Annotated in this window: 5 protein-coding genes, 1 tRNA gene and 3 pseudogenes; 3 read left to right on the forward strand and 6 right to left on the reverse strand. The window is 67.7% G+C overall.

Annotation, left to right across the window (positions count from 1 at the left end; translation table 11 throughout):
* Positions 1–328: 328 nt before the first annotated feature.
* The 4 genes and pseudogenes from ACNPQM_RS43235 to ACNPQM_RS43250 form a co-directional block, all read right to left on the reverse strand.
* A complete protein-coding gene (locus ACNPQM_RS43235) occupies positions 329–1,795 on the reverse strand; it encodes an ATP-binding SpoIIE family protein phosphatase (protein ID WP_418088315.1) in 1,467 nt (488 codons plus the stop codon).
* Positions 1,796–1,883: 88 nt separating this feature from the next.
* Positions 1,884–2,180, reverse strand: a pseudogene (locus tag ACNPQM_RS43240) (integrase core domain-containing protein); the annotation flags it as partial.
* Positions 2,066–2,866: a helix-turn-helix domain-containing protein gene (locus ACNPQM_RS43245; protein WP_418088316.1), complete on the reverse strand. Its 801-nt coding sequence runs from the start codon at positions 2,864–2,866 to the stop codon at positions 2,066–2,068. The gene ACNPQM_RS43245 and the pseudogene ACNPQM_RS43240, both read right to left, overlap by 115 nt.
* Complete coding sequence (locus tag ACNPQM_RS43250) at positions 2,863–3,261, reverse strand: VOC family protein (RefSeq protein ID WP_418088317.1); 399 nt, start codon at positions 3,259–3,261, stop codon at positions 2,863–2,865. Before ACNPQM_RS43250 ends, ACNPQM_RS43245 begins: the two co-directional genes overlap by 4 nt.
* Positions 3,262–3,353: 92 nt before the next feature.
* Here ACNPQM_RS43250 and ACNPQM_RS43255 point away from each other — a divergent pair, with 92 nt between their 5' ends.
* Positions 3,354–4,343 carry a helix-turn-helix transcriptional regulator gene (locus ACNPQM_RS43255; protein ID WP_418088318.1) on the forward strand — a complete coding sequence of 330 codons (990 nt, stop codon included), beginning with the start codon at positions 3,354–3,356 and terminating at the stop codon, positions 4,341–4,343.
* 1,175 nt (positions 4,344–5,518) lie between these two features.
* On the opposite strand, the gene ACNPQM_RS43260 is transcribed toward ACNPQM_RS43255, so the two are convergent.
* Both ACNPQM_RS43260 and ACNPQM_RS43265 read right to left on the reverse strand, forming a co-directional pair.
* Positions 5,519–5,592: transfer RNA gene (locus ACNPQM_RS43260), tRNA-Met, on the reverse strand.
* 231 nt (positions 5,593–5,823) lie between these two features.
* Positions 5,824–5,982, reverse strand: a pseudogene (locus ACNPQM_RS43265) (RNA-guided endonuclease TnpB family protein); the annotation flags it as partial.
* Here ACNPQM_RS43265 and ACNPQM_RS43270 point away from each other — a divergent pair.
* Entirely contained in the window at positions 5,939–6,277 is a 339-nt protein-coding gene (locus tag ACNPQM_RS43270; RefSeq protein WP_418088319.1) for a transposase, read from the forward strand. The pseudogene ACNPQM_RS43265 and the gene ACNPQM_RS43270 overlap by 44 nt on opposite strands.
* Positions 6,278–6,824: 547 nt before the next feature.
* Positions 6,825–6,954 (forward strand): annotated as a pseudogene (locus ACNPQM_RS43275) (FAD-dependent oxidoreductase); the annotation flags it as partial.

The raw sequence follows: 6,954 nt of genomic DNA on the forward strand, positions 1-6,954 counted from the left end.
CGGTGCCCCTTGTACGACGGCGCGGTGTCCACGACAAGCCCCTCCCACGATGACCCGAAGATCATCTCACTGGGCCAGGCCAACGTGACAGTGCCTGTTCACGGCAGTAACCCCAGGGCGTGCCCGTTGCGTGCCCGTTGCGTGCCCGACGTGGCAGAACGTCAAGGGGAATGGCGGGAAGGCACGGTCCGTCCGTCGCAGAGAGCCCGGTCACGAACGCCCCAGGTCAGGCGTCATTCACGTACGGGATCTTCCAAACTAGCTACGCCGAATCGGAGGCTGGCCCGGGCAGCAGGCCCTGTGGAGGGTTTCGGGCAGTCAAGCCCGGTCACGAAACCGAGGCCAGGACCGGGACAACGGGAACCGATGGGGCCGACTGCTCGGCCCAGACGATCTTCCCGGTGGGGGTGAAGCGGGTTCCCCACCGCTCGGCAAGCTGGGCGACGATGAAGATCCCGCGGCCGCCTTCGTCCACGGCCGTCGCGTAGCGCAGATGCGGGGAGGTGCTGCTGCTGTCGCTGACCTCCACCACCAGGCTCGTATCGCGCAGAAGGCGCAGGTGGACAGGGGGTGTCCCGTAACGGATGGCGTTGGTGACCAGCTCGCTGAGGATCAGCTCGGCAGCGAATACCGTCTCCTCCAGGTTCCAGTCGGCCAGCTTCGCGAGCACCTCGGCGCGCAGGGCGGGCACCGCGGCGGGAATGGCTGGGATGTCCCATTCGGCGATACGGTCACGGGGAAACGCGCGGGTTCGGGCGACCAGGAGAGCGGCGTCATCGACTGAACGGGCGGGTAGTACCGCCTCCAGGATCATCTCGCACGTCTTTTCCGGGTCGAGCCCCACGCCGGAGAGCGTGTCGCACAGTAGCTTCAGGCCGGTGCCGATGTCGCGGTGACGGTTGTGGATGAGCCCGTCGGTGTAGAGCACGAGCTGCGTGTCCTCCGGCAGCCTCCGCTCGACGGCCTGAAAGCGCAGGCCGCCTACGCCGAGCAGGGGGCCTGCGGGCAGGTCGACAATCTCCACGCGGCCGTCCGGATAGGCGATAGCGGGCGGAAAGTGACCGGCTCGTGCCATCGTGCAGCTACAGGAGACCGGGTCGTAGATTGCATACAGACACGTAGCCGCGACAGTCCCCTCCTCGCTGTCGCCCGCCTCCACATCCATCTGATTGACCACGTCGTCAAGGCGGGCCAGCAGCTCGTCGGGCGGTAGGTCGAGGGTGGAGAAATTGCGGACCGCGGTGCGTAGCCGCCCCATCGTGACCGCGGAGCCTAGGCCGTGGCCAACCACGTCCCCGATTACCAGGGCGGTGCGGAATCCCGGGAGAGGGATCACGTCGAACCAGTCCCCGCCGACCTCAGCCTCGGCGGGCACGTACCGGAACGCCGGCCGGACGGCGCTAGTGTCCGGCAGCACACGAGGCAGCAGGCTGCGCTGCAGCGTGGTGGCGATGGCGTGCTCGCGGGTGTAGCGGCGAGCCAGCTGAGAGACGGCAAGGCCGACAACGAGCAGCAGCCCGGCGGTGACGATGTCGTCCGAGTTATTGAAGCGGACGAAGCTTTCGTACGGAGTGGTGAAGAAGAAAATAAACCACGCGGCGGCGGAAAGGGCTGTCAGGACCGCGACCCACCGGTAGCCGAGGGCGGCCACCGCCGCGACGACCAACATCAGGATCAGGGCTACGTTGGTCTGGGACAGGGTGGCTCGGATGGGTGTCAGGAGCGCGCACACGGCGAGTGGGCCTGCCACTGCCGCAAGGAACGCGGTCACCCCCTTGACGAGACCACGAGGCATGCGCACCTCCCTTCTCTCTGGTGTAGCAGGGGTCACGTGGCGCGGCCAGCCGATATGGGTCTGGCCGGAACCTCGGGTCGAGGCCCTCACGGCGTTCCTGTTCGGACGTGTAGTCGCGGACATAGGCCCACTCCCGGGCGAGCGTCCCGTCGAACCTCTCCACTTTCCCGTTCGCCCGGGGCGTGTAGGGGCGGGTGCGCTTGTGCTTCGTGCCGGTCGCGGTGAGCGCGTCCGCCCAGGCGTGGAAGCGGTAGCACGCGCCGTTGTCGGTCAGCCTGCGATGGATCGTGACGATGTCGTGGGCGGCGAAGAACGCGACCGCACGGTGCCAGAAGGCGGACGCCGTGACGGCGCGCTCGTCCTCCAGGGCCTCGGTGTAGGCCAGGCGGGAGTGATCGTCGAGCGCCGTGTGGAAATAGGTGTAGCCGACCTTCCCGGTGTCCGGACCGGTGCGCTTGGAGGCACGGGCTGCGTCGGTGCCGATGCCGTGCATGCGCCAGCCCCGCCTCCGGCCGGGATGCGGCCGAGCTTCTTGATGTCGACGTGAATCAGGTCGCCGACGCGGTCGTGCTCGTAGCGGATGACCTTGCGCAGTTGCTCGCCGGTCGGCGGGTCGAGGTCGCGTAGCCGGTTGAGGCCTCGCCGGACAAGGATGCGGTGCACGATCACCGGCGCGATCGTGACGCCGTGCAGCCGCTGAAGGTCGGCGGCGAGCGGTGCGGGCCCTTGCTTGGTTTGCCGCCACAGCGCCTCCACCAGGCCAGCGATGTCCTCGGCGGTGCGGCCCGGGCTGGTGGCGGGGCGGGAGGAGTGGTCGAGCAGGCCGTTCTCGCCGTGCGCGCGCCAGCGGGCGTACCACTTGGGCAGGCGGCGGCGCGATAGCCCGGCCTCGGCAGCGACGTGCGCGATTGGCCGGCCAGCGTCGATCCGCAGGCACAACCGCAGACGTCCCTCAGGGGTCAGCGGTGCGTTCCGGTGTGCCCTGCTGTTGGCGCTCCTGACTCGGTGGACGCGTTCGTCGGAGCCCTGGGATCTCAAGGTTCCCGCGTGAGCGACTGTGCCTGGCGTCAACGTGCGAACTTCTCGATGGCCGTCGGGGTGACGGGGGTGAAGAAGTTGACGAGGTTTCCGTCGGGGTCGCGGAACAGCAGCGACCGGTTGCCCCAGGGCATCGTGGTGGGCTCGTTGACAAAGTCGGTGACGAAGCCGGTCAGGTTCTGGTGAACGCGGTCCACGTCGTCGACGAGGAACTCGGTGATCACGCTGTGGTTGTCCGCCGGGCGGGCAGAGCCCGGGGCGAACAGCGGGACGGTGCGGGTGCTGGCGATCGCGAGGGTGGCGCCCGGGGTCTTGAGTTCGGCGAAGTCCTCGGTGGCCCACATCGCCTGCACCCCTGTGGCTCGCTCGTAGAACTCGACGAGGCGCGCGACGTCGCTGGTAATGATGCGGATCGAGACGAAGTCCATGGTGATCTCCTTAGCTGATGGGGTCGCTGCACGTCGCAGGCTAGGAGAAATAGTGGACAGAATCGGTCCTGTATTCGCGTTAGGCTGTGCACATGCCTCGACCCACCGGCCGCGTGCTGACACTCCTGGAGCTGCTGCAGTCGGGCGGCACCCGGACGGTGGCCGAACTCGCCGACCGGCTCGGCGTTGATGGGCGCACCGTGCGACGGTATGTGGATCACCTGATCGACCTTGACGTGCCCGTGCAGTCGGTGCGCGGCCGCTACGGCGGGTACCGGCTCGCCCCCGGGTACCGTTTGCCTCCGCTCATGCTCAGCGATGACGAGGCGCTGGCCGTCCTGCTCGGCTTGGTCGCCGGCCGCCGAGCAGGGTTGATGACGGCTGAGCGCACGGCGAGCGAGACGGTATCGGCCAAGATCCGGCGGGTGCTGCCCAAGCACGTCGCCCGCCGGCTCGACACACTCCTGGAATCTCTCGCCTTCACGGATCAGCCCGGTGAGTTCGCCACCCCGGACGCTGGGGTCCTGCTCACCATCGCCGATGCGGTACGGCACCGCCGACCGGTCTCGATCAGATACACCGACCGCGACGGCCGGCGCAGCGAACGCACGCTGCACGCGTACGGGATCGTCGCCCATTCGGGCCGGTGGTACGTCACGGGCACGGACCCCGAGATCGGCGAGGACCGAACCTTCCGGCTCGATCGCATCGCAGACGCGAGGACCCTGCCCGGCTCATTCGAGGCGCCCGTGGGTCCCGATCCGGCGCAGCGCGTGTTGTCAGGGTTCGCCACGGCTGAGTACCGGCATGAGGTGACCTTGCGGATCTACGGGACCGTTGAGCAGATCCGCGCCCACCTTCCCGCCAGCGTCGCGAGCCTGGAGGAGCACGCGCCCACGGCAGGCAAGGACCAGGCGACCGAGCGCTGGCTGCGCGTCGAACTACGGGCGGAGCGGCTCGACTGGTTGCCTCCGGCACTCGCCTCACTCGACCGGCCGTTCGTCATCGAGCGCCCCGATGAACTGCGCGACCTCGTCATCGCGCTCGCCGATCGCCTCGCGTCCTACGCCCGCCAGACCTGACAGCGAGGAACCAATGTCATGAGATGGCACACCTAGTCGAGCCCGCACAGGACGGCAGTCGGACGTAACTTCAAGCAAGCCGCGCGCAAGCAGGACCACACAGCGGTCAAGCAGGCACTGCGCACCGGCAGCGAGCCGCCCGCCCCGGCGCCGCCGCATCGACCGCGACGCACACTGGCGCCTCCTCAGCACCACGAAACGGCTTCGCCCCATCGCGTACCGTGCCCGCCACGGTCGGCCGGCGGGCAGCAGGCAGCAGGCAGCAGGCAGCAGGCAGCAGGCAGCAGGCAGCAGGCAGCAGGCAGCAGGCAGCGGGCAGCGGGCAGCGGGCAGCGGGCAAGCAAAAGCCTCGCCGACGGGGGACGGCGAGGCCGCATCCAGTGGGGCGGGAACACGCCGCAGATGTGCCCGCTCCCCCGTACCGAGCGCGACAGCAGCGACATGTGGCCGTCGACCGCCGCCGAACGACACCAAAACGCGCCGCGCATTCGGTCGGCGGAGGTGAGGCCGGGAAGGAAGCGGGAAGGGAAGGGCAAGGAGAGGAGGTCAAGCCAGGGAGGAAAGACAGAGCGAGCAGGCCGCGCCGGGCCGTCAGAACATAAAGCCTCTTCCTCCGACTATCGCGGAGAAAGAGGTGTCGTCGTCTGAAAAGGGGCTTGCCCAGGGGGATGACCAGGCAAAACGTTCAAGATCACGAACGGGGGGGGTCACACCTCCGGTAGTACCTTCGGTACAACGCTGGATCCCCCTATGCAGACAACGGTGCAGACAACTGTGGGTGCAACCCTCATTCCAAGTGCGCCGGAGCAGGCTCGCCCAGAAGCCATGAGCCGCCCAAGTCGCCGAAGCGGCCGAGGAACTCGGCCAGGCGCCGACGCTGGCGCCACTCTTCAGCGAGCTGGGCCGATGTAGAGCTCCACCCTTCGGCTCATAGGCAAGGCCCGGTCCACGCAGCAGCGCAAGGACGAAGCTGGCGAGCGCGACAGGCAGCGGCAGCCGCAGAGGCTGAGGGGTGTTCACCGGCCGAGCATTGCCAACGGCGGCGACCGCGCGGGCTCCAACGCGCCCAGATGTTGACGCCCTCTTCGTCCCGGAGCCCTGTCGCCTAAAGACCAGATTCGAGCGGGGCTAGACGCAGTGAAGGCCCGGTGGACCACCGGGCCTTCACGTTTGAGTAGCGGGGACAGGATTTGAACCTGCGACCTCTGGGTTATGAGCCCAGCGAGCTACCGAGCTGCTCCACCCCGCGTCGGTACGGTGAACTGTACGGCACCGACCCGGCTCGACCGAATCGGCCTTCGCCTTGGAGGCAGTGCCAGCGCACCTGTGAGTGCTGTCGGCCGGCCATGAGCACCATCCGAGCCTCGCCGCACGCCAGGAGACGCGACAGCGGGACCTTCAGCAAGACCACCAACTAGTTGGTGCGGGCGTGCGCTCGGACTCGGGACTTGACGCTCTCCCTCCTGAAGGAGGGAGATTCTTACGGCTCGCGCCGTGAGACTTCCTGTTTCATCGCCGACTGCCCGCCCGGAGTTCTCCGTTGAGGTCTTACACCAGCTCCACAGGCCGACACCGCCCGTCCGGCGGCCAGCAGGTTGCGTGCGGCGTTCACGTCCCGGTCGTGGGTCGTACCGCAGGCCAAGGCCGGGCGGATCCTGACCATCCGTCCGCACCACGACCTGCTCGCCGCCGCCCGCCGCCAGGCCGCCACCGATCCCGACTGGCAGGCCGACTACCGGCGCTGGCGACCACCGGTGGAACATGCCGTCGCCTGGCTCGTCCACCACGGCAACCGCAAACTCCGCTACCGCGGCACCATCAAGAACGACACCTGGCTCCACACCCGAGCCGCCGCCCTCAACCTCCGCCGCCTGATCAACCTCGGACTCACCCGAACCAACGGAACCTGGCACCTCGCCCCGGTCAACACATAGCCGGAAGGGCCGCCCGGGCCTGCGGCCGGACAACCCCCCGGCAAGATCTTCATGAGTCTTCTAGGGGCAACGCCGCTGAGAACAGAAGAACTTGACAGGGAACTCAACGGCACCCCTCCCCCACACAAGTCATTGAACATGTTCAAGTTATCTGACGATACCGAGCGCGGCACGCGCGCCCAACCATGTGGGTTGGCGTAGTGGTTGCCCTGCATTGCTCGACTTGGTCCGGCTGAGCACTTGAGGTGGCCTGGAGGGTCTCGGTGACTCGCCGACCTACTGGCTCCTCGCGGTCAGAGCCGACCTCTGGTTGCGTCCAGGGAAGTGGTGTACAGGTTTCCACCTAAATCGGGGGTTTGATCCCGTAGTTGAGTGAGAAGCCTGAACGTAAGACGGCCACCGGCTGATCCTTCGAGAACGACCAAGCTCTTGAAGGAGAACAGCACGATGACCGCACCGGACAGTCTGCCGTTTGCCGCCCTGTTGGAGGAGAACCTCTCCTCGGCGAGTCCCGACCTGCTGCGGCAGATGGTGAAGACCTTCGCCGAACGCCGCCGACTACCGCAGCCCCGACGCGTTCGCCGGGCAGAGGGTCGTCGTGGTCGGCGGGGGCAATTCCGCGATCCAGATCGCCGCCGAACTCGGCCCCCTCGCCGACACCACCCTGGCCACCCGGC

Origin of the sequence: Streptomyces sp. NPDC056231, assembly GCF_048270745.1 — a bacterium.
Classification (GTDB): Bacteria; Actinomycetota; Actinomycetes; order Streptomycetales; family Streptomycetaceae; genus Streptomyces.

Coding starts and splice junctions, on each gene's coding strand:
- ACNPQM_RS43250 (WP_418088317.1), bottom strand. CDS start 3,261: ATGGACTTCGTCTCGATCCGCATCATTACCAGCGACGTCGCGCGCCTC.
- ACNPQM_RS43255 (WP_418088318.1), top strand. CDS start 3,354: ATGCCTCGACCCACCGGCCGCGTGCTGACACTCCTGGAGCTGCTGCAG.
- ACNPQM_RS43235 (WP_418088315.1), bottom strand. CDS start 1,795: ATGCCTCGTGGTCTCGTCAAGGGGGTGACCGCGTTCCTTGCGGCAGTG.